General features: G+C 69.7%; 17 protein-coding genes. 8 read left to right on the plus strand and 9 right to left on the minus strand.

What is annotated here, in order from left to right:
- Positions 1-3: 3 nt before the first annotated feature.
- A complete protein-coding gene (locus F8O03_RS04870; RefSeq protein WP_104253627.1) occupies positions 4-663 on the minus strand; it encodes a DUF1003 domain-containing protein in 660 nt (219 codons plus the stop codon).
- On the minus strand, positions 650-1,990 hold the full coding sequence (locus tag F8O03_RS04875; RefSeq protein ID WP_104253873.1) for a magnesium transporter MgtE N-terminal domain-containing protein: 1,341 nt from the start codon (positions 1,988-1,990) through the stop codon (positions 650-652). Before F8O03_RS04875 ends, F8O03_RS04870 begins: the two co-directional genes overlap by 14 nt.
- Positions 1,991-2,086: 96 nt before the next feature.
- Here F8O03_RS04875 and F8O03_RS04880 point away from each other — a divergent pair, with 96 nt between their 5' ends.
- Positions 2,087-2,821, plus strand: a complete 735-nt coding sequence (locus F8O03_RS04880) for a YflT domain-containing protein (protein ID WP_151422835.1) — start codon at positions 2,087-2,089, stop codon at positions 2,819-2,821.
- A 16-nt stretch (positions 2,822-2,837) separates the two neighbouring features.
- Here F8O03_RS04880 and F8O03_RS04885 read toward each other — a convergent pair whose 3' ends face one another.
- Together F8O03_RS04885 and F8O03_RS04890 are read right to left on the minus strand one after the other, a co-directional pair.
- Entirely contained in the window at positions 2,838-4,409 is a 1,572-nt protein-coding gene (locus F8O03_RS04885) for an aminopeptidase P family protein (RefSeq protein ID WP_244295915.1), read from the minus strand.
- A 68-nt stretch (positions 4,410-4,477) separates the two neighbouring features.
- A complete protein-coding gene (locus F8O03_RS04890) occupies positions 4,478-5,533 on the minus strand; it encodes an endonuclease/exonuclease/phosphatase family protein (RefSeq protein ID WP_151422837.1) in 1,056 nt (351 codons plus the stop codon).
- 86 nt (positions 5,534-5,619) lie between these two features.
- On the opposite strand from F8O03_RS04890, the gene F8O03_RS04895 reads away from it, so the two are divergent.
- Positions 5,620-6,495: a PHP domain-containing protein gene (locus tag F8O03_RS04895; RefSeq protein ID WP_151422838.1), complete on the plus strand. Its 876-nt coding sequence runs from the start codon at positions 5,620-5,622 to the stop codon at positions 6,493-6,495.
- Positions 6,496-6,622: 127 nt separating this feature from the next.
- Here the strand turns inward: F8O03_RS04895 and F8O03_RS04900 are convergent, their stop codons facing one another.
- A complete protein-coding gene (locus F8O03_RS04900; RefSeq protein ID WP_104253623.1) occupies positions 6,623-8,104 on the minus strand; it encodes a DEAD/DEAH box helicase in 1,482 nt (493 codons plus the stop codon).
- Positions 8,105-8,303: 199 nt separating this feature from the next.
- Here F8O03_RS04900 and F8O03_RS04905 point away from each other — a divergent pair, with 199 nt between their 5' ends.
- Positions 8,304-9,035 carry a ferritin-like fold-containing protein gene (locus tag F8O03_RS04905; protein WP_167516474.1) on the plus strand — a complete coding sequence of 244 codons (732 nt, stop codon included), beginning with the start codon at positions 8,304-8,306 and terminating at the stop codon, positions 9,033-9,035.
- Between the two features lie 123 nt (positions 9,036-9,158).
- Here F8O03_RS04905 and F8O03_RS04910 read toward each other — a convergent pair whose 3' ends face one another.
- Positions 9,159-9,485, minus strand: a complete 327-nt coding sequence (locus F8O03_RS04910; protein ID WP_151422840.1) for a hypothetical protein — start codon at positions 9,483-9,485, stop codon at positions 9,159-9,161.
- A 9-nt stretch (positions 9,486-9,494) separates the two neighbouring features.
- Complete coding sequence (locus F8O03_RS04915) at positions 9,495-9,719, minus strand: DUF3107 domain-containing protein (protein WP_151422841.1); 225 nt, start codon at positions 9,717-9,719, stop codon at positions 9,495-9,497.
- Between the two features lie 166 nt (positions 9,720-9,885).
- Between F8O03_RS04915 and F8O03_RS04920 the strand changes: the two genes are divergently transcribed.
- Positions 9,886-13,242: a UrvD/REP family ATP-dependent DNA helicase gene (locus F8O03_RS04920; protein ID WP_167516475.1), complete on the plus strand. Its 3,357-nt coding sequence runs from the start codon at positions 9,886-9,888 to the stop codon at positions 13,240-13,242.
- Entirely contained in the window at positions 13,239-16,541 is a 3,303-nt protein-coding gene (locus F8O03_RS04925; protein WP_151422843.1) for an ATP-dependent helicase, read from the plus strand. The genes F8O03_RS04920 and F8O03_RS04925 overlap by 4 nt, the downstream gene beginning before the upstream one ends.
- On the opposite strand, the gene F8O03_RS04930 is transcribed toward F8O03_RS04925, so the two are convergent.
- Complete coding sequence (locus tag F8O03_RS04930; protein ID WP_151422844.1) at positions 16,516-17,706, minus strand: phosphotransferase; 1,191 nt, start codon at positions 17,704-17,706, stop codon at positions 16,516-16,518. The two genes, F8O03_RS04925 and F8O03_RS04930, sit on opposite strands and share 26 nt — an antisense overlap.
- Positions 17,707-17,800: 94 nt before the next feature.
- Here F8O03_RS04930 and nudC point away from each other — a divergent pair, with 94 nt between their 5' ends.
- Together nudC and F8O03_RS04940 are read left to right on the plus strand one after the other, a co-directional pair.
- Positions 17,801-18,739 (plus strand): NAD(+) diphosphatase, encoded by a 939-nt coding sequence (nudC, locus tag F8O03_RS04935; RefSeq protein WP_244295917.1) that lies wholly within the window; start codon positions 17,801-17,803, stop codon positions 18,737-18,739.
- On the plus strand, positions 18,723-20,495 hold the full coding sequence (locus F8O03_RS04940) for an ATP-dependent helicase (protein WP_244295920.1): 1,773 nt from the start codon (positions 18,723-18,725) through the stop codon (positions 20,493-20,495). The genes nudC and F8O03_RS04940 overlap by 17 nt, the downstream gene beginning before the upstream one ends.
- 870 nt (positions 20,496-21,365) lie before the next feature.
- On the opposite strand, the gene F8O03_RS04945 is transcribed toward F8O03_RS04940, so the two are convergent.
- Entirely contained in the window at positions 21,366-22,733 is a 1,368-nt protein-coding gene (locus F8O03_RS04945; RefSeq protein ID WP_151422847.1) for a zinc-dependent metalloprotease, read from the minus strand.
- A gap of 130 nt (positions 22,734-22,863) precedes the next feature.
- On the opposite strand from F8O03_RS04945, the gene F8O03_RS04950 reads away from it, so the two are divergent.
- Positions 22,864-24,081 carry a YlbL family protein gene (locus tag F8O03_RS04950; protein WP_167516476.1) on the plus strand — a complete coding sequence of 406 codons (1,218 nt, stop codon included), beginning with the start codon at positions 22,864-22,866 and terminating at the stop codon, positions 24,079-24,081.
- The last annotated feature ends 153 nt before the right edge of the window (positions 24,082-24,234 follow it).

A 24,234-nucleotide genomic window follows, 5' to 3' on the forward strand; every position in this document is an offset into this window, starting at 1 on the left:
CGCTCACACCTGCTCTTCTGCCGACTTCGCCGCGCGCTTCCTGTCCCGGATGGCTTCCGCACGTCGCCTCGCCGAGTCACTGACTCGCTGCTCCTCGCGCGAGATGGTCTCGGAGCCTTCCTCATCGGGATCGTCGAGGTCCTCGATGTCCTCGAGCAGAGCGCGCAGCTCGGCCCGGATGAAGTCCTTGGAGGCCAGATCCTTGGTCAGGACGCGCAGCGCCACGATCTCGCGCGCGAGGTACTCGAGGTCGGCCGAGTTTCGCTCGGCGCGCTGGCGGTCCTGCGCGATCTGCACGCGGTCGCGGTCATCCTGCCGGTTCTGGGCGAGCAGCAGCATGGGGGCCGCGTAGGACGCCTGGAGCGAGAGCATGAGCGTCAGGGCGATGAAGCCGAGGTCGGCCGAGTCGAAGCGCAGCTCCACGGGCGCCATCGAGTTCCACACGACCCAGAAGATGACGAACAGCGACAGCCCGACGAGGAAGGCGGGGGTGCCCATGGCTCGGGCGAAGGCCTCCATGCCGCGGCCGAACGCATCGCTGCGCTCGTGGTCGCGGTTCTCAGAGTCGTCTCCACGAGAGTCGCGCCTCGGCTTCGGGCGCGGCCGACGGAGGTGGAGCCCCTTGACCTTCGGGCGCTCGAGATCGTCTTCACGACGTGCCATGAGTCCTCCGGACCACTGGAGAGTTGGCGGGGGCGGTGACTGCGCGCTTCGTGCCGACGCGCTGCGAGACGCGGCTGGGCACGACCTCGCCCTCCGCGTCGACCTGTCGCCAGTCCTCTGGCAGGAGGTGATCGAGGACGTCGTCGATCGTCACGACGCCGACGAGGCGGTGCGCCTCGTCGATGACGGGCAGCGCGACGAGGTCGTAGCTGGCGAGCACGCGGGCAACCTCGGCGTCGCGCATCGTCGTCGGCGCCGGCTCCATCTCGCGGTCGAGGATGGTGTCGAGGCGCTCGTGCGGCGGATATCTGAGGAGCCGTTGGAAGTGCACGAGGCCCAGGTACCTGCCAGTCGGCGGCTCGTAGGGGGAGAGCGTCACGAAGACACTGGTCGCGAGGGCCGCAGGGAGGTCCTTCCGACGGATCAGCACGAGCGCTTCTGCCACCGTCGCATCCCCGGGGAGGATGACGGGATCGGTGGTCATGAGACCACCAGCGGTGTCCGGTGCGAACTCGAGGAGCATGCGAACCTCTTCCGCCTCCTCCGGGTCCATGCGCTGCAGGAGCGCCTCGCTCTTGACCGCGTCCAGCTTGGCCACGAGGTCGGCGGCGTCATCCGGCTGCATCTTGTCGAGCACGTCGGCGGCGTGCTCTTCATCGAGCCACTCGATGATCGTCACCTGATCGGACTCCCGCATCTCCTCGAGCACATCCGCGAGCCGCTCGTCCGGCAGCATGCTCACGACCTCCTTGAGGCGTGCATCCGGCAGATCGAGGAGCGCGGTCGCGAAGTCACTCGGCTTCATGTCGGAGTGAGCCGTGAGGAACTGGGTCGCCGCCTGCTGCTCGCCGATCGTCACCTCCGGAGTGACCTCGTCCCAGGTCGCGAAGCGGGTCGGGCCGGTCCCGAAGAGCTGCTTGCTCTTGCGAGGGAGACGCACGAACAGCTGGCCGACGTTCCAGTACCCCTGCGCGTCCTCCTCGATCTGGACGTCCTCGATCGTGCCAGTCGCCGTCCCGTCGTTGAAGGTCACGGAGCGGTCGGCGAGGTCCGCGAGCACGCGTACCTCCTGTCCGTGCTGCACGAACGGGCGCGAGTCGATCTCACCGCTCACGACGATCTGCCCGGAGCCGATCGACTCGACCTGGCGGATCGGGATGAAGATGAGGCGCTTGCTCTTCGTCTCGACGACGAGCCCGTTGACGCGCGGGGAGTGCGCTGCACGGTACTCGACGATGACGTCGCGCACCTTGCCGATGCGGTCGCCGTCCTCATCGAAGACGGGGCACGCGGAAAGTCGCGCTGTAAAGACCTTGGAGACGCTCACGGACCAATGGTAGTCGCCCGCGACCGCTCGCCAGCCGATAGCGAACATGTGACCGGGCGGCCACGTTTCCGAAGGGCGTGCTGAGAGAATGGCGGCATGACAACCCCAGGCACGACGACACGTGGCGCGCGCAGTCGGTTCCCGAAGGTCCCAGATGGCGACGTGATCGCGAGCCTCGAGAGCTACGAGGAAGCCCGCGCAGTCGTGGACGGCCTCGCGAAGCAGGACTTCCCGGTCTCGACGGTCTCGATCCTCGGCAGCCACCTGCGCACCGTCGAGCGCGTCACCGGTCGGATGTCGTTCGGCAAGGCGGCACTCGGCGCGGTCGGCACGGGCGTCATGCTCGGTCTCTTCGTCGGGCTGCTCGTGCTCATCGTGACGCCGGGGGTCGGATTCGAGACCCTCATCGCGATCCTGCCCGTCGCGATCGGCTTCTCCGTCATCTGGAGCGTCATCGGCTACGCGGCGAACCCGCAGCGTCGGCAGTTCACCTCGGTCATGCAGGTCGTCGCGACCCACTTCGATGTGGTCGTACCCCGAGAGCACGCCGGGAAGGCGCGCGGGCTCCTCGGCACACAGCAGGCACCTGCCGGCGGCATGCCGGCTCAGCAGGCGCCGGTGCAGGCTCCGACGGCCGCACCTGCCGCGCAGCAGCCCGGGCTCGACTCGCCGGCGCCGGCAGCTGACGCGGCGAACACGGACACCGAAGCCGTCCCCGCAGCGCCCCGCCGCACCTACTCAGAAGCGCAGGCCGAGCTGCGGCGGCTCGAGCGCGAGAAGCGGGCCCAGCAGGCAGACCAGGGACGGCCGGGGCCAAACGGCACGTCCTGAGCCAGCGGCCCCGCCGCTACTCGCCGTGGAGACTCGCGAACCACGACTCCACATCCGCGACCGTCCGCGGAATGGCTGAAGACAGGTTCTCGGCGCCGTCGGCCGTCACGAGGATGTCGTCCTCGATGCGCACGCCGATGCCCCTGAGCTGCTCCGGCACCGTGAGATCGTCCGGCTGCAGGTACAGACCGGGCTCGATTGTGAACACCATGCCCGCCTCGAGCACGCCGTCGAGATAGAGCTCGCGGCGCGCCTTCGCGCAATCGTGCACATCGATGCCGAGGTGATGGCTCGTGCCGTGCACCATGTAGCGGCGGTAGAGCTGCTCGGCGGGGTCCGTCTCGCCGACGCCCAGTGGCATGCCGAGCTCCTGCGTGCGCTTGGCGATGACCTCCATCGCCGTGTCGTGGATCGTGCGGAACGTGATCCCTGGGCGGACGATCGCGAACGCGGCATCCGCAGCCTCGAGGACGATCTCGTACACGAGGCGCTGCTCCTCGCTGAACCGTCCCGTGACCGGGATCGTCCGCGTGATGTCAGCCGTGAACAGCGAGTCGACCTCGACCCCCGCATCCACGAGGATCAGCTCGCCCGCGCGCACCGCACCGGTGTTCTTCGTCCAGTGGAGGATGCAGGCGTGGCTCCCGGAGGCGGCGATGGTGTCGTAGCCGACGTCGTTGCCCTCGAGGCGCGCCCTCTGCTGGAACACTCCCTCGACGATCCGCTCCCCGCGCGGGTGGGCCGACGCCTGCGCCAGGGCCGCGACGATGTCGTCGAAGCCCGCGGCCGTGGCCGCGACGGCCTCGCGCATCTGGCCGATCTCGTAGGCATCCTTCACGAGCCTGAGCTCGCTGAGGTCCTGGGCGAGGAGCGCGTCGTCGGCGAGGAGCTCGTCGAACTCGGCATCGGGGAGCGACATCGTGCGCCGAGCCTCGTCGACTCGCGCCGTGAGCGCTGCATCGGCCTCGCGAAGCACGAGCGTGCGTGCGTCCGTCACCAGACCGAGCTCGGAGAACTCGGCGAGATCCCGAGCCGCGACGTCGAGGTCGGCGGCCGTCTGCGCGAGCGATGGACGTGGGCCGATCCAGAACTCACCGATCTCGGAGTTCGCGTAGAACTCGTCGCTGTCGCGGCCGGCGCGTTCGCGGAAGTACAGCGTCGCGTCGTGGCCATCGTCGACGGGGTCGAGGACCAGGACGGCCCCCGGTTCGGCGTCGGAGCCCCACCCCGTCAGCTGCGAGAACGCGGAGTGCGCTCGGAAGCGGTAGTCGGTGTCGTTCGAGCGCTGCTTCAGACTCCCCGCTGGGATGACGAGTCGCGCGCCCCGGTGACGTGCGGAGATCGCATCCCGGTGGGCGGCGGCCGTGGGCACCGACACTCGGGCCTCCGGCAGCGGCTCGTCCCGCTCCGCCCAGCCGCGCATGATCTGCGACCGGAACGCGTCGCTCTTGGGCGTCGTGCTGCGGTTCTCGTTGGCAGGCGCTTCGACGGCCCGCGCGCCTTCTTCCACGGCCGACGCCGCCTCCGTGGCGGATGCTGTGGCAGGTGCTGTGGCGGACAGGGTGCGGGAGCGGTCGGAGGTAGTCACCCCACCATTGTCGCGCGGAAAACTGGACGACGCGGTCACCCGCCGTGGCGCGCTCGAGGGAGACCGCGTCAGCTCAGCGACGAGGGGGACAGCTGCGCGAACACGGGGCGGTGGTCGCTGCCCGCCTCATCGCGCGACACGATCACCTCGAAGCCCGTGACACTCCACTCCGGCGTCGCCATGACGCGGTCGATGTTCGCGCCGAGCAGCGGAGGGACTCCCGCGGTCCAGGTGCCCACAGCGCCGTTGTCCGTCGCCAGCGCCGCGTCCGCGCACGAGCCGAGCTGGCCCGACCCTCCGTCTCCGAGCCCCGAGAGGTGGTCGAGCGTCGAGTTGAAGTCCCCGGCGACGATCGTGTTGCTCGTGCACTGAGTCGCCAGCCAGTCGAGGTCGGCCTTCCACGCGTCCATGTTGCCCGGCGTCGGCGAGACGGGGTGTGCCGCGATGATCGTGGGGCCGCTGCCGTCGACCGGGACCGCGATGACCGTCGGAAGCGTGCTCGTGTCACCGCGGTCGGTGACGACCTCGTAGTCGCCGAGGTCCGGGGAGATGAGGAGCGTCGTCGACGTGGCCTTGTAGTCCTCGTCGATCGTCTGGGTGTGCACCCACATGGGTGAGCCCGCCTCGGACATCTGCGCGGCGATCTCCACCCCCAGCTCCTCGGTCGTCTCCGGCAGCACGACGACATCCGCGCCGACTTCCACGGCGAGTTCGGCGATCGAGGGGGAGCCGGGAGCGTCGCCGCGCGTGTTCCAGCTCAGGATGTTGATGCTGCCCGGCGAGTCGCTCGCGGCGAGGGGCGCACCCAGGCCCCGGTCGAAGAGCACGCCGACCGTCGATGCGACGAACAGCGCGATGACCAGAGCGGTCATACCGAGGACCGCGCGCGCCTTCCGGGAGGCGAGGACCGGGATGAGCAGGAGCAGGAGGATCGCCGTCGCCCCGATCGCTACTGGCAGCCGGAACGAGATCGCCTGGGCCACCAGCGGCGCGCGCTGCAGGTCGAGCAGTTGCGGCCAGCCGAGCACGATCGCCGCGGCGAGCGCGACGAGCCCGAGGAGGATCCCCGCTGCACGGTGGCCGGCGAGAGAGGAACGTCTGGGGTGTGAAGAGCTGCGCGGCATGACCGCCTCAGCGTAGCCCCAGAGCCGAAGAGAGGCTGGGAGGCGCGTGGCATTCACTTCAGCACCCCCTGTGATTTGATCGGAGCATGACCCCCTCCGGCACGCCAGGCATCGATCTCCACACCCACTCGGTGGTCTCAGACGGGACCGAGTCGCCTGGTGACGTCGTGCGACAGGCGGCGAGGGCCGGTCTCGACGTCATCGCCCTCACCGACCACGACACGACGGCGGGCTGGGCGGACGCCAGCGTCGCGGCGCGGGAGACCGGCGTGACGCTCATCCCCGGCATCGAGTTCTCGTCCCAGCTGAACCACGCGAGCATTCACGTGCTCGGCTACCTCATCGACCCCGCGAACGAGATCATGCTGGCCGAGATGCAGCAGGTGCGAGAGTCCAGAGTCTCGCGCGCCGAGCGGATGGTGCAGATGATCGGCGGCGACCACGACCTCGACTGGGATGACGTGCTCGCCGTCACCGAGCCCGGCGCGACGGTCGGCCGTCCGCATATCGCGGACGCGCTGGTGTCCAAGGGCATCGTCGAGAGCCGTGTCGCCGCGTTCGAGACCATCCTGCACTGGCGGGGCGGCTACTACGTCGCGCACTACGCGCCGAGCCCGTTCGAGGCCGTCAGGCTCATCCGGAAGGCCGGTGGGGTGCCCGTGCTCGCGCATCCGGGGTCGAGGGGGAAGCGGGGAATGGCGACCGATGTCCTCGAGCAGCTGGTGCAGGCGGGCCTCGGTGGGCTCGAGGTGGGCCACAGGGAGAACGACGCGGAGAGCCGGCGACTCCTGCTCGACATCGCGGCTCAGCACGACCTCATCGTGACGGGGTCGAGCGACTACCACGGTGCGGGAAAGCCGAACCGACTCGGCGAGAACACGACCGCGCCCGGGCAGCTGCAGCGGATCCTGGACCAGGCGACGGGCAGCGAGCCCGTGATCGGCGGGGCCAGCCCGCTCTGACCATCCCGACGCCGTCGACGGGCGGCTGAATCTCCGGGAACGCGAACGGCGCCGAGCTGATGCTCGGCGCCGTCTGCGCTCGTGCAGCGATCGATTCGTCTCGTTGCGGGTGCTCGCTGTCCTGCGACTACTCGCTGGGCTGCGACTCCTGGCGGGAAGCGCCCGACTCGCTGCCCGCTCCACCGCCGCGACGGCGACGGCGACGGCGAGCTGGGCGCTCTGCTCCCGCCTCGGCGGCAGGCTGCTCGCCCGAGGCCGTCTCGGCGGCGGGCGCCTGGCCCTCTGGAGCGGCAGTCGAGTCGTCGCTGCGGCGACGCGAGCGTGAACGAGCTGGCCGCTCCGACGAGCCTCGCGTCGACGAGCCTCCGCGCTCACCGCGCTCAGTCGAGCTGTGGCGGCTGCCTGGCGACTGCACCTCGCGCTTCGGCGCCGCGATGCGGCCCTTCGTGCCTTCCGGGATGCGCATGTCGGCGTAGAAGTGCGGGGATGAGGAGTACGTCTCGACGGGCTCCTCCGCTCCGAGCTCGAGCGCCTTCGAGATGAGCGCCCACTTGTGCAGGTCGTCCCAGTCGATGAAGGTCACGGCGATGCCGGTGTTGCCGGCGCGCCCCGTGCGGCCCACACGGTGGAGGTAGGCCTTCTCGTCCTCGGGGATCGTGTGGTTGATGACGTGCGACACGTCGTCGACGTCGATGCCGCGAGCCGCGACGTCGGTCGCGATGAGCACGTCCTTCTTGCCGGCCTTGAAGGCCGCCATGGCACGCTCGCGCTGCTCCTGGTTGAGGTCGCCGTGGACGGCTGCGGCCTTGAAGCCACGGTCGGTGAGCTCCTCCATGAGCTTCGCCGCTGCACGCTTGGTGCGCGTGAAGATGACGGTCTTCCCGCGGCCCTCGGCCTGCAGGATGCGGGCGATCATCTCGTCCTTGTCGAGCGGGTGGGCCCGGTAGATGACGTGCTCGATGTTCGCCTGCGTGATGCCCTCATCCGGGTCGGTCGCGCGGATGTGGATCGGCTTCGTCATGAAGCGACGGGCGAGGGCGACGATCGGCCCCGGCATGGTCGCGGAGAAGAGCATGGTGTGGCGCGTCGCCGGCGTCTGCGCGAAGAGGCGCTCGATGTCGGAGAGGAAGCCGAGGTCGAGCATCTTGTCGGCCTCGTCGAGCACCATCTCGCGCACGTTCGAGAGGTTGAGCATGCGCTGCTGCGCGAGGTCGAGGAGACGGCCCGGGGTGCCGACGACGATCTGGGCGCCGGCCTTGAGCTGCTCGATCTGGCCCTCGTACGCCTTGCCGCCGTAGATCGGGACGACGGTCGTGGTGCGGCCGGAGACTGCGATCTCGAGGTCTTCGTAGACCTGGACCGCGAGCTCGCGGGTGGGCACGACGACCAGCGCCTGCACGCCGTGGGCCGGGTCGAGGCCGAGCCGCTGGATGAGGGGGAGGCCGAAGCCGAAGGTCTTGCCAGTGCCGGTCTTGGCCTGGCCGATGATGTCCTGCCCGCTCAGCGCGAGAGGAATCGTCTGCTCCTGGATGGGGAACGGCTCTGTGATGCCGTGTCCCTCGAGCGCCGAGACGATGTCGGCATCGATGGAAAGGTCGGAGAACTTCACGAGTGAAACGCCCTGTCTGCAGTTGTGGGATGCGCCCGGGAAGTCGAAGGGCGCCGAACGGCCGCGGTCGCGGCATCGCCACAGTCTAGCGAATAGCTGCTTTCCGGTCCTCTCGGCATCGGCGGGGGCTGAGATCGGCCGACGCGGACCAACCGGGAGCTGCACCTGGGCGGACTCGTCTGGCACATAGGATGTGCGTGTGAAGCCAGTATTCGGAAGGCGCAGCGGAGACCGATCCCAGGATGACGCAGCTCCGGCATCCGCGCCGAAGCCAGCGACGTCGCTGGGAGACCTGCTGGTTCCCGTCGACGCGCTCGTCGCGCGCGCCGCGTACCTCGAGCTGCTGCTGTTCCAGGAGCTGTCGGCCATCGTCAACGAAGCGCCCGCGCTTGCCAACAAGCAGCACATCGGAGCGGCCGCCAACGCCGCACTCGAGCGGCACAGGGCCCTGCTCGGCGGTGCAGAGGCGGCCGCGGAGCAGGCCTCGATCACGCGCATCGGCGAGGCTGCCGAGCATTTCTCGGGCTACCCGGAACGAGTCCTCGGGCACGACTGGGCGCAGCGTCTGCTGAGCTGCCACCTCTCGTCCGGCTTCTTCCGCGACTTCTTCGGGGAAGTGGCCGAACAGGGCGGCGAGCGATACCGGACGGCCCTCGCGCCCGTCTTCATCACGGACGCGGAGCGGGACCAGCTGCTGCCGGTGATCGAGGCGGCAATCCACTACGAAGACGGCCTCGGCGACCGACTCGCGATGTGGGGGCGGCGCATCGTCGGCGACACCGTGCTCGCGATCAGACTTGCCCTCGATGTGCCGCTCGGAACGAGTGGAGACGACCTCATCCCCGACGGGGAAGCGCAGCTCGAGAAGCTCGCGTCGGTGCTGTATGCCGGCCACTCCCGCCGGATGAACACGCTTGGGCTCGCTGCCTGACGGACATGCACGACCGTGGCCCGGTCGCCGGGCACGACGAAGGCCCCCGGTCCTCGCCACTCCAGTCGGAGTGTCGGAGGACACGGGGGCCTGATCGTCTGCTGCGAGCGGAGCCCGGGGGGCCTACGTGGTCGTCTGCGCGCGGCCGAGGTGGCTGAGTCGGTGCAGGAGGTCGTCGTCATCGTGCTGGCGGCGAGCGCTCAGCGACCAGCCGACGGCGATGGTCACGACCGCGGCGACGAGCAGGGTGATCACCCAGATCCATCCGCCGTCGTAGGCAAGCCATGGCGCTGGGCCCTGAAGCCACGTGAGCGCCTGCCAGGCCACGAGCGCGACGATGCCGCCGAGCGCCGGCAGGAGCACGGGGCCCCGCGTGGCCCGGTGGGGCGCCGCGAACTGCACGGCCACACCGAGCAGGATTCCCGCGAGGCCCGCGAACATGAGTTCCATGGTGGTGGGCTAGGCGATGAAGCCGACGCGGCGAGCCTGGTCGCCGGAGAGCTCCACGTAGAGGATGTTCTCTGTCGCGACGAGGTAGGAGCGAGACTTCGAGTCGTGCAGCTTCACGATGGCCGCTTCCTTCGTGACTGCGTCCTCGATGATGCGCTCGAAGTCGTCCTTGGTGAGATCGGTCTCGAACGAGAGCTCTCGTGGGGCGTGCTTGATGCCGATGCGAACTTCCACTTGGCGCCTTTCGGATGCGAACGGGTGTCTGGCAAGGCTACCGGCAGGCCGCTGGGCTCGCGCGCATTCGCCGGGTCTTTCGCCGTGGGCGCAACGCGTGCTGCGCGCGCCGGACTGCGGCCATGGCTGCGCGTCGAATGTCGGTGCCCCGGGATACCGTGACTGCATGACTTCCGGACCAGTGCTCGATGCGGTGCTCCTCGATGCCACGCAGATGGCCGTCCTCGAGGCTGATGATGCGTCGCATCTCAGTGTCGTGGGTGCCCCGGGCTCCGGGAAGACGACGACGCTCATCGAGATGCTCGCGCGGCGTGTCCACGTGGACGGCCTCCGGACCACCGAGGTGCTCGCCCTGACCCCCGACCGCCGGAGTGCCGCACGCCTGCGCGAGAGCATCGCCAAGCGGCTCGCGGTCAGCACGCCAGGTGCCATGGCGCGCACGCCGGAGTCGCTTGCCTTCGAGATCGTGCGTGCCGACCGCGCACGGCGCGGCCTGCAGGCTCCACAGCTGCTCACCGGCGCCGACGAGGACACGATCCTGGCCGAGCTCATCCAGAGCGACCTCGAGGCACGCGCCGCGACGGTCCCGGAGCGGCTGCACGCTGCACCCATCGAGTGGGCTCCGCCCGTGACACCCGAGACGATCGGGCTGCGAGGGTTCAGGGCCGAGCTGCGCGACCTCCTGGCCGCGATGTCGGAGTACGACGTCACTCCGGAGCGCCTCGAGGAGCTCGCCCACCTCAGGCCCGTGTGGTCGGGTGCCGCCGTGGTCGCCCGACAGTTCCGCGAGAGCATCGAGCAGGCGAAGCCGAACGCCTTCGACACCCCTGGCATCGTGCTCGAGGCGGCGAGTCTCGTTCACTCCGCGGCAAGCCTCGACGCCTTCGCGGAGCTCAAGCTGCTCCTGGTCGATGACGTCCAGGAGTTCACCGAGTCAGGGCGAAGGCTCCTCGCGGCCTTCGCCTTGCGGGGAGTGCGCATCGTCTCGTTCGGCGACCCCGACATCACCACGGGGGGCTTCCGCGGCTCGAGACCGGAACTGGCGGCGGACTGGCGCGGAGAGACGCGCGGCGCGCTCGAGGCGCCGATTCGCCTGGTCCTCGGCACCGTGCATCGAGGGAGTGCGGAGCTTAGAGCGTTCGTTCGACGCGTCACCGAGGGCATCGGCGTGCAGCGTGAATCCGGACACCGCGCGGCGGATGCGGCCCTGGCAGGTTCGCCACCGCCAGCCGCCCCGCCCACGGTGGCCCGTTTCTCCGCCACGTCGGCTGCGGCCGAGTGCCGCGAGATCGCCGACTACCTCCGCGAGCTGCACCTCCTCCACGACGTGCCATGGGATGACATGGCCGTCATCACGCGCCGCGGCGGCAGCATCGAGTCGCTGCGACGGCAGCTCGCGAAGCTCGAGGTGCCGACGAGTTCCTCGCAGGCTCTTCCCGCGGCGAGAGACAAGGCGGTGCAGGCAGTGGTTCGTCTTGCGGCCATCGCGAGCGGGGCTGATGAGCTCACCCCGGAAGCCATCGAGGAGCTCGCCGCCTCACCTGTCTTCGCTATCGATCCCGTGCAGCTGCGGCGAGTCCGGCGAGCCCTGCGACTGGACGAGATCGCGGCAGGGGGGAACCGTGCCGCCGACGAGCTGCTCGTCGAGGCCGTCTCCCGCGTCGCCGGGCTCCGCCTCCTGACCGACCCGGACGCGCCAGCTTCGGCGACGTTCGAGCGCCTGCTCGCGACAGGCGGCTCCGCAAGCGGGCGCAGCGCGACGAGGGCCCTCCAGCAATTGGGCTCGGTGATCCGCGCCGTTGCGGCCGAGATCGAAGCCGCGAGTGGCCAGCAGCGCAGCATCGCGGCCGACGAGGTCCTGTTCGCCGTGTGGGAGCGCCTCGGCCTCGCGAGATCGTGGCGCGAGGCAGCGTTGGGGTCGGGGCCGCGCGCGGAGCAGATCGGTGCCCACCTCGACGCCCTGGTCACGCTCTTCGACGTGGGCAAGCGCTTCGTCGAGCGGCAGCCAGACGCGGGCATCCACGACTTCATCCTGCAGTGGACTGGGAGCGAGGTCACCGCCGACTCCCTCGCGAGTCGCACGCACGGCGGCACGGTCACCGTCACGACTCCGGCCGCTGTGCTCGGTCGTGAGTTCCGAGTCGTCGTCGTCGCCGGGCTCTCAGACGGTGTCTGGCCGAACCTTCGTCTCCGCGATTCGCTGCTCGGGGCAGGTCAGCTCGCGGAGCTCGAACGAGGCATCGACACCACGCGCGATCTCGTGGACCGACGACTCGAGGTGCTGCACGACGAGCGACGCATGTTCGCCCAGGCCGTGTCCCGGTCCTCGGAATGGCTGCTCCTGACCGCCGAGGAGAGCGAGGACAGCGCGCCGTCGCCGTTCTTCCTGCTGTCGTCGACCTCGTGGAACGACTCGACCGCAGCGCCGGGGCAGGCCGCGCTCGCATCCCTGACCTTGCGCGGCCTGGTCGGCGAGCTGCGTCGCGCCGCGATCGTCGACGGGGTCGATACCTCCGGCGCAGCTGGTCTCGCGAAGCTCTCGGCCGAGGGCGTGCCCGGCGCGGACCCGGCCGACTGGTACGGACTCCTGCAGCCGACCACCGGCAGGCCACTGCACGACCCGTCCGACCCCGACGCGAGCATCCCGGTCTCGCCGTCCAGCATCGAGAGCTTCGAGGACTGCGGCGTGAACTGGTTCGTGACTTCCCACGGAGGCGGGAGCACCAGCGACAGCATGAACGTCGGCAACATCGTGCACGCGGCCGCCGAGTTCGACTTCCCCAGCTTGGAGGCTCGAACGGCCTTCGCGCAGGCACGCCTGCGCTCGAGTGATTTCGACGCGCCCTGGCAGGAGAAGGCGGTTCGAGCGAAGGTGGACGAGCTCGTTCGCAACCTCTCCGCCTACCTGCACCGCGTCAGTCTCAGCGGCGGCGCCCTGCTCGGGGCCGAGCGTGGATTCAGCATCGAGGTGCGCGTCGAAGGCGATGACAGCGCCCAGATCATCCTGCGCGGCAAGATCGACCGCATCGAGAGCACCGCTGCCGGTTCCGTCGATGTCGTCGACTTCAAAACCGGCAAGTCGATGCCGTCCAACGACTCCATGGCCAGAAACGCGCAGCTTGCCGCCTACCAGCTCGCCCTCTCGACGGGAGCGGTGAGCGACCCCGTGGAGCGTCCGCCCCAGTCCGTCGAGCTCCCCCCGCGAAGCGATCAGGGAGGGGAGATCCCCGCCGCGGAGGTGCACGAGGCGAAGCTCGTCTTCCTCGCGAAGCCGACCTCGAAACTCGAGTGGAGCGAGCGCACCCAGCAGCCGTTCGACGAGGCGGCGACCGCGGAGTTCTTCGACCGCGTCCGCACCGTCGCCCTCGGCATGGTCGGGATCCCCGAGCCCTCCCGTGAGACGGGAGGCAGCGACCACGTCGCCGACGCCCACTATCTTGCCCACCTCGAGTCGCACTGCCTCGGCTCGTTCGGTGGCGGACGAGCGTGCGCGCTGCACGCCGCACCGGAGGTCACCGAATGACGCACACCTGGCCCGCAGGAGCCGTCACGCACGGCGATATCGCGCTGGCACTCGCCGACAACGACCCGTCGCGAATGCTCGAACCGACCCCGGAACAGCGACGCGTCATCGAAGCGCCCCCCGTGCCGAGTCTCGTGATGGCCGGAGCCGGCAGCGGCAAGACCCAGACCATGGTGCAGCGCATCGTCTGGCTCGTGGCCGCTCAGGGCGTGCATCCCACCGAGATCCTCGGCCTGACCTTCACCAGGAAGGCGGCGGGGGAGCTCCGTGAACGGGTGCAGCTGGCCCTCGCCCGGCTCCGCAGCGAAGGGCTGGTCGGCGGCGACGAGTTCGCTACCCCCGAGGTCTCGACCTACAACTCGTTCGCGAACCGCGTGTTCTCGGAGAACGCCCTCCTCATCGGACAGGAGCCGGACGCCCGTATCGTCGACGAGATGACCGCGTTCGCGCTCATGCGCAGCGTCGTGCTCGCGAGCGACGACGAACGCCTGAGCTCGCTCGACCTGCAGCTCGCCGCCATCACGGCCCTCGCGCTCAACGTCGCGAGGGCGATGAGAGACAACCAGCTCACCGCCGACGCGTGCGACGCGTTCGTCGCCGAATTCCGGCGCGTCGGTCAGCTGCCGGGTCGAGGCAAGGGCAACACGCCGAGCAAGCCGGTCACCGACGCCGTCGCCATCCTGGAGGAGCTGCCGATCTTCGTAGCGCTCGCCGAGCGCTACCAGCTCGAGAAGCGCAAGCGAGGGCTCATCGAGTTTTCCGACCAGGTGACGTTCGCGGCAGAGATCTGCGCGGGCACACCAGCCGTCGCCGCGGAGCTGCGCAGCAGGCACCGGTTCGTCATCCTCGACGAATACCAGGACACGAGCGTCGGCCAGACTCGCCTCCTCGGAACGATCTTCGGCGATCACCCGGTCCTCGCGGTCGGTGACCCGAAGCAGTCGATCTACGGGTGGAGAGGCGCGAGCCCCGGCAACATGCGGCGATTCCACCGCGACTTCCGGACGCGCATCGCACCGCCAGCCGAAGAGCCCACCTTCCAGCTGTCGATCTCCTGGCGGAACGACGCGCGCATCCTCGACGCAGCGAACCAGGTCGCCTCCAGGCTCCCTGAGGCCGATGACCCCGGAGTCACCCAGCTCGGTACGCGTCCGGGAGCGGCTGCGGGCACCGTCTCGCTGGCGTTCCCCGAGACACTCGATGATGAGGCGGATGCCGTCGCCACCTGGATGCGCGACCGCATTGTCGGCAGTGGCAGTGGCAGTGGCGAGACGAGACCGCCCTCGGGTGCCGTGCTGCTCCGCGCAGGCAAGCTCCTGCCACTCTTCTCGGCCGCCCTGACCCGTGCTGGCGTGCCCAACAGGGTCATCGGCTTGGGCGGGCTCCTCTCGTCACCCGAGGTTGTCGACCTCCGCTGTGCCATGCGCGTTGCGCACGACTCCACCGCCGGCAACGAACTCCTCCGGCTGCTCGTCGGCGCGAAGTACCGGTTCGGCCTCGCCGACGTGAAGGTCATCCACGACATCTCGCGGCGCCTCGCCAACCGGGACGTCACCATGGCGGCCCTCGCAGACGACGTCCGCGCCAGCCGGCGAGAACTCGCGACCGGTGACGACGAGGTGCCATTGCAGGAGGCCCTCGACTTCCTCGCCACTCGAATCCGCGGCGCCGCCAGGCGTGACGAGCCGGACACCTGGTTGACCGGGCTCAGCGACGAGGCGCTTCGCCGCATCCCGAGGGTGAACGACCTCATCTCCGCGCTCCGACGAAACTCAGGACTCCCGATCACCAGCTTCGTCGACGCCACCATCTCGATCATGGGTCTCGACCTCGAGGTGACCGCGAACCCGGACAACATCGCCAGAGTGGGCAACCTCGACGCGTTCGTCGAGGCGGCCGCGTCATTCGCATCCGCCGAGCCGGATGCCGACCTGGGCGCGTTCCTCGACTGGGTCGAGATCGCCGCGGGGGAGGACACGCTCGCCCCCGTCCAAGAGCAGGCCGAACCAGGAGTCGTGCAGCTGCTCAGCATCCACGGCTCCAAAGGACTCGAGTGGGACTTCGTCGCCGTGCCCCGCAGCGTCGAGGGGGAGATGCCGAGCTCATCACGCGACGGCCTCGGTTGGATCCGGAGGGGCGCCATCCCGTACGAGCTCCTGCTCGACGCCCACGACCGGCCAACGCTGTCCTGGCGGGACGCCGAGTCGCAGAAGGAACTCGCGGACCTCATGGCCGACCTCAGGGAGCGCATCAGGGAGCGCAACGACGACGAGGAACGACGACTCGCCTACGTCGCCTACACGCGGGCGCGCCACGAGCTGCTCATCACGGGTTCCTACTGGAGCGCCATCCACAAGGCGCCACGGAAGGTCTCGGTCTTCGTCAGCGAGCTCGCCGACGCGGGCATCATCGAGGCCCCGCCGGAGAACACGCTCGAGGATGCGCCCACGTCACTCGCCGCCGACAGCGTGGCGTGGCCGCACCAGCCCTTCACGGAGGCCCGTCGTCGACGAGTCGACGAGCTCTCGGGTGCCGTCGCCAGAGCGCAGCTCGACGCGACGATCCCAGACGAAGTGCTCGATCGGCGCATCGAGCTCCTCCTCCGGGAACGCGCCGATCGGAACACGGTGACGAACATCCAGCTCCCGGCACGTTTCGCGGCCTCGAAGTTCAAGGACCTCGTCACCGATCCCGCCGAGATCGCGGCGCAATTGCGACGTCCGATGCCGCAGAAGCCGTTCAGGCAGACCCGCATCGGGACGATGTTCCACGCCTGGGTGGAAGCGCACTACGCCGCGCCCAACGTCGGCGGAGACCTCCTCGGCATGGCCGAGATCTTCGGCACGGAAGACGCGGCGCTTGGCAGCCTCGCGGACGCCTCAGGTGCCGACTTCGCCGAGCTCGAACGCCTGCAGGACGCGTTCCTCGAGACGCCGTGGCCGCACAGGACGCCGATACTCGTAGAGCAGACCATCGAGTTCCGGCTCGGCGACCGCACCGTCGTCTGCAAGATCGACGCCGTCTTCGAGCACGACGGCCGAATCGAGGTCGTCGACTGGAAGACCGGCCGCGTGCCAAGCGGCGAGAGCGCCCGCTGGGAGCGTCAGCTGCAGCTCGCGCTCTACACGCTCGCCTACTCGGAGCACACCGGCGTCGCCCCCGAGCTCATCGATGCCGTGCTCGTCTACGTCCGAGAGGGCGAGGAGATCCGGGTCCCGGAGGTCACGGGGCGCCGCGAGCTCGAGCGGCTGCTCACAGAAGCGGAAGCCGCGCTCAGCGCCGCGAATCCGTCCGCATGAAGTCGTTCGGGGGAGTGTCGTCGTCGAGGTCATCCTCGGCTGCGTGATCGACGTCGACCTCCGGGCTGTCGTCAGGATGCACGTCGGCTGGCACCCCAGAGTCGGCCCTGTGCACCAGACCGGTGAGCACGGCGCTTCCCGTGTCCTGCGCGGCAGACTGGTGCGTCGGGCGGCGACCCGCGGCCTCCTTCAAGAGCTCCTGCACCTCTGCGATATCGAGCACCGGAAGCGTCTCGTGGACCAGCGGCTGAGCTGGCGCACGGTGGATGCGGTCGACCAGCGAGTCGAGCATCCCCTCCGCGTCGGAGATGATCTCCGCGTCGCTCGCATCCACGCCGTGGAGCAGCCAGCGGGCGAGCTCGAGCTCTGCGTAGAGCAGCGCGCGCTGGCGGAGCTGCCGGTCCACGGTCCCAGGGGCCTCATCCGTGTACTCATCGAGAATCCCGCGAGCGATGGCGCCATCGAGGGACGAGATCCAGTGGAGGTCTCGCGCCGGATCGCCGACGCGCAGGTCGCTCCAACCGAGGACACCGCGCACCTGGTTGCCGTCGGTGATGATCGAAGAGAGCCCGAGCGCTCCGTGGATGACCGTGGGCTGGAACTGCCAGAGCGAGTCGTCGTCGACGGCTGCCGACCACCGGCGATCAAGCGTCACCGGGAGACGGCCGGTCTCCTTCGCTCGGGCGATCGTCTGCGCCGCCGCCTGCCGCGCCTCCGGCGCGGTGAGCGTCGGCATGCCAGCGGCCTCGACCGGCCCCTTCGGAAGGGAGTGGATGGCGGCGATGGCACGACCGAGGCTCACGAGGAAGAGCGTGCCGGGCTCGAGCGTCTCCTGGTCGGCGGGGATCCCGCGCAGGTAGGTGTACACGGCCACCCGCTCGCGCTGATCGGCCAGGCTGCCGAGCACCTCGGACACCTGGAACGGCAGCCTGCTGCGCATCCCCGGCGTCAGCACGGCCAGCGCGCGCACGTCGGCCAGCTGCTCCTGCGCAGCAGCGGACGAGGTCGGGCGCCGGGCGATGATCGTCTCGCCGTCCGTGAGGGTCAGCAGGGCGGCGTCGAAGTCGCCGTGCGCCCCGTACGTGTGCTCGAGGGCCGCAGCCACATCGAGGTCGGGGACAGCGGCCACGGCAAGTGCCGCGAGTTCCAGCGAGAGCTCAGCCATGGGTCCAGGTTAGGAGGCCGGGTCCAGGCTGAGCGAGTGCCACGCCCGCACAGCGCCGAGGCGACCTAGGATGAGTCCGCCTATGAATCACTTCATGTCTCGTCTCCCCCTCGCCCAGCAGCAGACCGATCGCGACCACGAACGTCGGAGCCAGCCCGGTCTCGTTCAGGCGCTCTTCGCCGACGACGCCACCCGCGTGCTCGTCCTGAGCGGAGGCAAGGCGCTCATGCGCTCCGACGGCGACGGGCCGAAGCTCGAGCTGCTGGTCGCGACGAGCGAACGCGCGTCCGCGCTCGAGCCTGTCATCGGCGAGGCCATCTACCTCGGTCGCACACTGGCTGACGACGACGGACTGCCTCGGGGCACCTCCGTCGTCTCCATCAGCGTGGGCGAGCATCTCGCGGCCGCCCTCGAACCGGATGCGCGACTCTGGGCGGGGCTCATGGAGACCGCCGCGCACCTGGGCGCCCTGCATTGCGGGCTCTTCACCGAGGCGCTCGCCATCACGAACTGGCACGACACCCACGGGTTCTCGCCGCGAACGGGCTCCGCGACCAGCTCCGGCCTGGCCGGCTGGGTGCGCCAGGCGGAAGGTGAGTCGCATGTCAGCTTCCCTCGAACCGACGCCGCCATCATCGCGGCCGTCCTCGACCGGGACGATCGCATCCTGCTCGGCGCGAACGTGCGGTGGAACCCGCGACGCTTCTCGCTCCTGGCGGGCTTCGTCGAGCCGGGGGAGTCGTTCGAGGCCGCCGTCGCCCGGGAGATCTACGAGGAAGCGAGAGCGCACGTCGTCGAACCGAGGTACCTGGGTTCGCAGCCGTGGCCGTTCCCCGCGAGCATCATGGTCGGCTTCACCGCCAAGCTCCACCCGGACCAGGACCCGGCGAGCGTCGAGCCGGACAACGACGAGATCGTCGAGCTCGGCTGGTTCACTCGAGACGAGGTGCGCGCCATCGAGGATCGACTCCCCGGGCCCACCTCGATCGCTCGCGCGATCATCGATGCGTGGCTCAGTGGTCACCTCGACTGATTCGGAGACACCCGCGCAGGCCTCGACGGCAGACGTCAGCCTGCTCGCCTCCCTCAACGACGCGCAGCGTGAGGCCGCGCTGGCGCTGGTCGGACCTGTCTGCATCCTCGCCGGCGCTGGGACGGGCAAGACCCGCACCATCACGCACCGCATCGCCTACGGCATCCGCGCAGGCGTGTACGACCCGTCCCGTGTGCTCGCGCTGACCTTCACCTCGAAGGCGGCGGGTGAGTTGCGCGGACGCCTCCGCGACCTCGGAGCCTCCGGCGTCGCCGCTCGAACATTCCACGCCGCCGCGCTGAGCCAGCTCGGCTTCTTCTGGCCGCACACCGTCGGCGGACCCGCGCCGGCGATCGTGAAGGGCAAGGGGAGGCTCATCGCCGAGGCCGCCGAGCGCATCCGCCTCCGCCTCGACCCGGCCGGGGTGCGGGACATGGCGACGGAGATCGAATGGCGCAAGGTGCGCGAGCTCTCGCTCGAGGAGTACGCGATCCAGCTGCGAACGACGAGATCGCTGCCGAAGGGGGTCGGCGATGACGCGGCGCTCGCGCTGCTGCAAGCCTACGAGGACATCAAGGACGAGCGTCGGCAGATGGACTTCGAGGACGTCCTCCTCGCCACCGTCGGCATGCTCGAGCTCGAACCGTGGGTGACCCAGCGTGTTCGTGAGCAGTACCGGTTCTTCGTCGTCGACGAGTACCAGGACGTCTCGCCGCTGCAGCAGCGGCTGCTGCAGCTGTGGCTCGGCGAGCGACGCGAGCTGTGCGTCGTCGGCGATGCGGCGCAGACGATCTACTCGTTCGCCGGGGCGTCCAGCTCGTTCTTGACGGGGTTCCCCGAACGCTATCCGGACGCGCGAGTCGTGCGCCTCGAGGACAACTACCGCTCGACGTCCGCGATCATCGCCGTCGCCAACGAGGTCGCGCGTCACGTGCCATACGCGCTCACGCTCGAGCCGGCCGCCGAGACACCGAGGCGAGAGCCGCTGCCAGAGGTCCTGCAGTTCCACGATGACGATGATGAGGCGCGCGGGGTCGTGCACCGCATCGGCGAGGATCTCCGCGGCGGCATCCCGATCGAGAGCATCGCCGTGCTGTACCGGACGAACGTGCAGGCCGCCGCCGTGGAACGGGCCCTGCAGGACGCGGGGATCGCGTACTCGGCCATCGGGCAGCGCCGGTTCTTCGAGCAGCCGGAGGTGCGCCAGGCGCTCAGCGCACTGCGCGCCGCCGTCATGCAGGAGACCGAGGGGCCCCTGTTCCAGGCGGTCAGTGACGTGCTCCGCGACCTCGGGTGGACGCACGAACCGCCCGCCGACTCCGGCGCGCTCCGCGACCGGTGGAACTCGTGGGACGCGCTTCTGCGGCTGGCCGACGCACAGCCGCACGGCACGAAGCTCGCCGAGTTCTCGGCCGAGCTGCAGCAGCGGGCCAAGATGCAGTACGAGCCGGAGCTGCGAGCCGTGACGCTCTCGAGCATCCACGCGGCGAAGGGGCTCGAGTGGGACAGCGTCACGATCATCGGGGCGAGCGAGGGCCTGCTGCCCATCTGGTACGCCGAGTCGCAGGCTGAGCTCGACGAGGAACGGCGCCTGCTGTACGTGGCCGTCACGCGCGCACGGAAGCGGCTTCGCCTGACACATGCGCAGTTCGGGGGGAGACGCGACGCGGAGCGCCCTGCGTCCCGGTTCCTGGCAGAGCTCGGCACCCGCATTCGGCGTGGAACGAACGGCGCGTTCGGTGGACCTCGCCGCTGACGGCGTCGACATTCCAGGAGTCAGCGCCGCAGTCTGCTGACCCAGGTCCGTCGGCGAGCCAGGATGCGACCGATCTCGTCACGAGACTGCGCACGATCTCTCGAGTGGACCGTTGCAGTGGGACCCGGTCGTTGACGGCGAGCTGGGTGGCGATGGCCGCCCAGGCGAGGTCCGCGTCGAGTCGGTGCAGGTCGTCGCAGCGCACGCACGGTGTGCGACCGGGCACGACGAACGGTCCGATGGTCGCCCCGAGGTCCTCGGCGATGACGGCGAGGTGCGGGACGTCGTCGGCCATGAGGGGCGCGTATCGCCGTGGCGGCAGGACGTAGTCGGCGCAGTCGACGACGACCCCGATCTCTGCGGGTCTCGGAGGCCGGTAGTCGGCTCCGGCACGCCTCACGGTGCATCCGAGCGTCGCGATGTGCTCGGCGAGGTCGTCGCCCGCGACGGTGCCCCGAACCAGGACGACCGGAGGGCGCCGCGCTCCACCCCGCGCGGATCTCGTTGTGCGTCTGCGCGGCGAGGCCGGCGCCACCTCGAACAGCGGGCTGACGGCGTCCAGCAGGTCGCGCACTTCGGCACCGCTCAGCCCGAGTCGGGCGCCACGCGCCTGGAACTGCTCGAGCGTGCCCTGCTGACGCAGCGATTCGAGGAAGCGCTCGGCTCCCGTGGTCGGTGCGTCGATGACCGCGCGAGCGGTGACCCCGCCGAGCTGGAGCGCCGTGGGGGAGCGCCACACGATCGGTACGCCGGGAGGCAGTCGGAGGTCCATGCGGAGATCATGCTGGAACTGGCGGGACCACGCAGGAGTTCTCCACAGGGAAGCTGCGGCGCGGCCGGGGGATCGAGCCCGGCCGCGGCCGCGGCCAGCTAGCTGGCGGGCTTGTCGCCGCCCTCGGGTGCATCGCCGAAGGCCGTGGGGTCGTCGAGGAACTTCGCGAGCGCCTCGTCGTACTCGTCGGCCGGGAGCTCACCGAAGCCGAGCCTCGTCACCAGGGCCTCCGGGTGGTCGATGTCCTCACTGGTGGGGAGGGCGTCGAAGTGCGCCCAGAGCTCGTCGCGAACCTGCGCGCCATGGGCTTCTGACACAGCCCTCCACATCGCGGCCGCCTCGCGGAGTCGACGGGGACGGAGCTCAAGACCGACGAGCGAGGCGAACGCGCGCTCCGCCGGTCCACCCACGGCTCGCCGACGGCGGACCGTCTCCGCCAGCGCAACGGACTTCGGGAGCCGAGCGGTCGCATCCTCCGTCACGACGTCGACCCAACCCTCGATGAGCGCGAGCATCGTCTCGAGCCGTGCCAGCGCCGCCTCCTGCTGCTCGGTTCGCGGCGGGATGAACGCGCCTTCCGAGAGCGCGGCCCTGATGCCATCCGGGTCGCTCGGGTCGAGGGTCTGCGCGAGCTCCTCCATGCGGGACACGTCGATGCTCACCCCTCTGGCGAACTCGGTGATCGACGAGATGAGATGCAGGCGGAGCCATTTGGCGTGCTGGAAGAGACGCGCGTGGGCGGTCTCGCGCACCGCGAGATACAGCTCCACCTGCTCGCGGTCGACGTCGAGGCCCTCGGCGAAGTCATCGATGTTCTGCGGCAGCAGCGACGGGCGGCTGTGGTCGAGGACCGGCACGCCGATGTCACCTCCGGCGACGACCTCCTCTGCGAGGTTCCCGACGACCTGACCGAGCTGCACCGCGAACATGGCGCCGCCGATGCCGCGCATCATCGAAGAGGACTGGCCGAGCAGCTGCGCCATCTCGGGCGGAGTCTGCTCGGTGAGCACGTTCATGAGCGCATCCGCGATGCTCGTGGCGACGGGCTCGGACAGCGAGGTCCAGAACTGGATCGACCCCGTGATCCACTCGAGCCTGGTCAGCGTCGCGGGGGACTCGCTGAGCTCGCCGAGTTCGGTCGCCTCGCTCAGCCACAGCTGCGCCACGCGGAACGCCTGGTCGAAGCGCGCGGCCTCTTCCGAGCTGATCTCGCGGTTCTTGGGCTGCGCCACCCGGCGCGCCTGGTCCCGCGCGACCTGCCAGTCGAGCCCGTTCCCGGGGTTCGCCACGGCCGCCTGCAGCTGCGAGAGCAGCGCCTGCACCGCGGCAGGGTCGTTCGGGAGCCCCGCGACACCGGCCAGCTTCGCAGGGTCGAAGCCGCCCTGGCCGCTCAGCAGCTCGCGAAGCAGCTTGCGCAGCTCGTCCTCGGATCCGTCGTCGGGAATCGGTCCCTGTGCATCACTCATTCCGCACCTCCCAGCGCTTGGATCTACGCTAGCTCGTGGCCCCTCGAAGGAAGGGTCGCCGTGACTGCGTATGCGCCGAGTGCCTTGCGCCACGGGCGAACAATGGCCGCAGGACATCGAAACGAGCGCAGTGACCTTCTTCTCCGAGCCCTCATCAGAGGGTGAAGCGCGTGTGCGCGAGCAGTCCGAGGCGTTTGCCAGAGCGCACGAGGCGAACCGTCGTCGAAGCGAGGAGGGGACCCGCAGGGCGCGCATCGGCCTCGTGTTCCTGTCGATCGGCATGCTGCTGCTCGTCGCGCTCGGGTTCAGCCCGGCCCCGTACGTCGTGCGCTCGCCAGGGCCCGTCTTCGACGCCCTCGGCACCGTGCAGGCGTCGCAGGAGGACCCCACGCAGGTGGAGGTCATCACGATCGGCGGAGCGGACACGTTCGAGCCTTCTGGCGGGCAGCTGGATGTCATGACCGTCAACGTGGGCGGGAGGCCGGAGAACCTGCCCAACTGGTTCGAGGTCTTCCTCGCCCTCGTCACGCCGTCCAACGACGTGCTTCCCGTCGAGGCGTACTACGCAGATGCCGAGACCGGCGAGCAGCGCGACGCGCAGAACGCTGCGCTGATGCAGGGTTCGGAAGCGGATGCGATCGCCGCCGCGCTCCTCAACGAGGGGTACGACGTGGGGACGGCGCTCGCGATCGTCTCGGTGGGTGAGGACGGGGCAGCGGCAGGGATGCTCGAGCCGGGCGACCTCGTCACCTCCGTCAGCGGCATCCCGGTCGACTCGACCGAGGGGCTCCCAGCGGCTGTCGCCGAGGCCTCTGGCGGCAATCTGGAGGACCTGCAGCCGGTGGACGTGGCCGTCGACCGGGGCGGCGAATCCAAGACCTTCTCGATCACGCCACGCGCGGGCGTCGTCGAGGGGGAGGAGCGAGCGCTGCTGGGCGTCACCGTCTCCACGCAGCACGACTTCCCCATCGATGTCAGCATCGAGCTCGGCAACGTCGGGGGACCGAGCGCGGGCCTCATCTTCGCGCTGGCCGTGTCGGACAAGCTCGTCGACGGGGACCTCACCCAGGGGCTCCACGTCGCCGGCACCGGCACCATGTCCCCGGACGGCACCGTCGGCAGCATCGGCGGCATCACGCAGAAGCTGTACGCGGCCGTCGAGGTCGGGGCGGACCTCTTCCTCGCCCCCGCCGACAACTGCCAGGACGTCATCGACGGTGGCGTCCCCGGCGGTATCCCCGTGTACGCGGTCTCGTCGCTCACGGAGGCCGAGCAGGTCATCCAGACCGTCGGCGAAGGCGCCGACACGACCTCGCTGCGCACCTGCGAGTCCGTGCTCGGCTCCTGAGGCGGCGGTGTCTCAGTCTTGCCAGGCACTTGCCAGATAAACTCTCCTAGTTCCCCTTTCTCGGAAAACAAACGGCCCTTCCAGGCAATGACAGGTACGACGTGACAAGCACTGCAGCTCAACAGCCCCAGAGTCCGAAACCCGCCAGCCGAC

Source organism: Pseudoclavibacter terrae (genome assembly GCF_008831075.1).
Taxonomy (GTDB): Bacteria; Actinomycetota; Actinomycetes; order Actinomycetales; family Microbacteriaceae; genus Pseudoclavibacter; species Pseudoclavibacter terrae.